Origin of the sequence: Nitratidesulfovibrio oxamicus (assembly GCF_015731765.1) — a bacterium.
Lineage (GTDB): Bacteria > Desulfobacterota > Desulfovibrionia > Desulfovibrionales > Desulfovibrionaceae > Cupidesulfovibrio > Cupidesulfovibrio oxamicus.
In genome coordinates this window covers 1-1,648 of record NZ_VRYY01000500.1, presented here as the reverse complement: position 1 = coordinate 1,648, position 1,648 = coordinate 1, and the positions used below count along the sequence as shown (strand labels likewise).

Below are 1,648 nucleotides of genomic sequence, written 5' to 3'. Positions count from 1 at the left end.
TTCCGATCGCCCGTGCCGTGCCCGCTCGGCACCCCGGCGCGGGGCGCGCCCCGCGCGGCGGATGCGGAACAGGAGGGGGCAAAGCCGGTATAGGATGCAGCCTGGCCGCGCGGCATGCCGCACGATCCGGGATGCAGAAGAGGCGTATTCATTCCGAAGGCTACCTTCCGGGTAAACTGCGTTGCGACCCCCCTAGTAATCCCCTGGCCGGGGGTGTCAACCCCGCCCCCACGCCCGCGAAACGCGCCCTGAGCGCCGCACCGCGACCACGCAACACTCCGCCATCATTGCATTCCGCCGTTCGAAAAAACCGACGCGCGTTGCACCGCCCTGCACCGCCCTTTCCGGGCTCCGGAAAAACGCCATGATGCCGGTGGGCTGCGAAACCCGTCCGGCACGCGGAGCGGGATGATTTTCCCGAAAAGGGGGGAGGATGCCGGGGTGCCGCCCCCAGGGACTGTATCTGAATCAGGGTTTTCGTTCGTTGGCAAGGAAAACAAGCCTGCCATGAGGGAAGGCCACAACCGTCACTGAGCGAAGCGAACGTTACGGATGAGGTCCGCAACGCGCGGCAGCCGTCAGGTGAGCTTGCGAACCTTACGGATAAGGACAGCAAAGTCATGGGGGGCAAAGTTTGACCGCGTTGCGCACGATGGCCGCAGGGCTCGCAGGCTCGCCCGGCGGCCACGCTTCGTGGCCTTCGGGTCGGAAGCCAACGGGCGAAAGGACCATTTGGAAACAGCCCCTACAGGTAGGGCGAAAACAACCAGCACGTCGCATCGCGCAGGCGCACCGGCATGCTGCGGGCGGCCAGCGACTGGGGCGTCACCTCTGCGGATACGGCGCGCACCGCCTCGAAATGCTGGCCCAACTGGCGGGCCACGGTGGTGTCCAGCACCTCCACTGTCAGCTCGAAGTTCAGGCGCAGGCTGCGCGGGTCGATGTTGGCCGAACCCACGTGGGCGTAGCACCCGTCGATGAGCAGCAGTTTGGTGTGGCAGAACGGCGGCGGCTGGTAGTAAACCCGCACCCCGCTTTCCAGCAGCGAAGGCAGCAGGTTGCGGGTTGCCCAATGCACGAAGGGCAGGTTGTTGCGGCCCGGCAGTACGCAGTGCACCTTCACCCCGCGCAGCGAGGCGGCCCGCAGCCCGCTGATCAGTTCGCGCGAGGGCAGGAAATAGGGCGTCATGATGTGGATGGACCGCTCCGCCCCGGCCACCACGCCCGCCAGCAGGTCGTGCACGCGCTCGAAGCCGAAGCCGGGGCCGTCCAGCACCATGCGGCACAGCGAATCGCCGCAGGGTTCCTCGCGCACCGGGGGGCCGGGCGCGTATTCGCCGGTGACAAAGCCCCAGTCGCGCAGGAAGGCCTCCTGCAACTGGGCCACGATGGGGCCGCTGAACAGGAAATGCATGTCGGTGACGCACCGGGTGCAGCCCTGCGCGGCCATGTGGTTCTGGGCGATGTTCATGCCCCCGGTAAAGCCCACCTTGCCGTCGCACACCAGCACCTTGCGGTGGGTGCGCAGGTTCACCGAAAGCTGCAACGGCACAAGGTGCGGCGGCAGAAAGCGCTCCACGCGCACCCCGCGCCGGGCCAGCCGCCGCCAGGCGCGCGGCCAGTGGTACAGGCCGCCCACGCCGTCCAC

1 protein-coding gene is annotated in these 1,648 nt (G+C 67.7%); it reads right to left on the bottom strand.

Annotated features, from left to right (window positions below; translation table 11 throughout):
* Positions 1 to 745: 745 nt before the first annotated feature.
* On the bottom strand, positions 746 to 1,648 hold a 903-nt coding region (locus tag FVW20_RS14565), incomplete at its 5' end, for a phospholipase D-like domain-containing protein (RefSeq protein WP_231039134.1).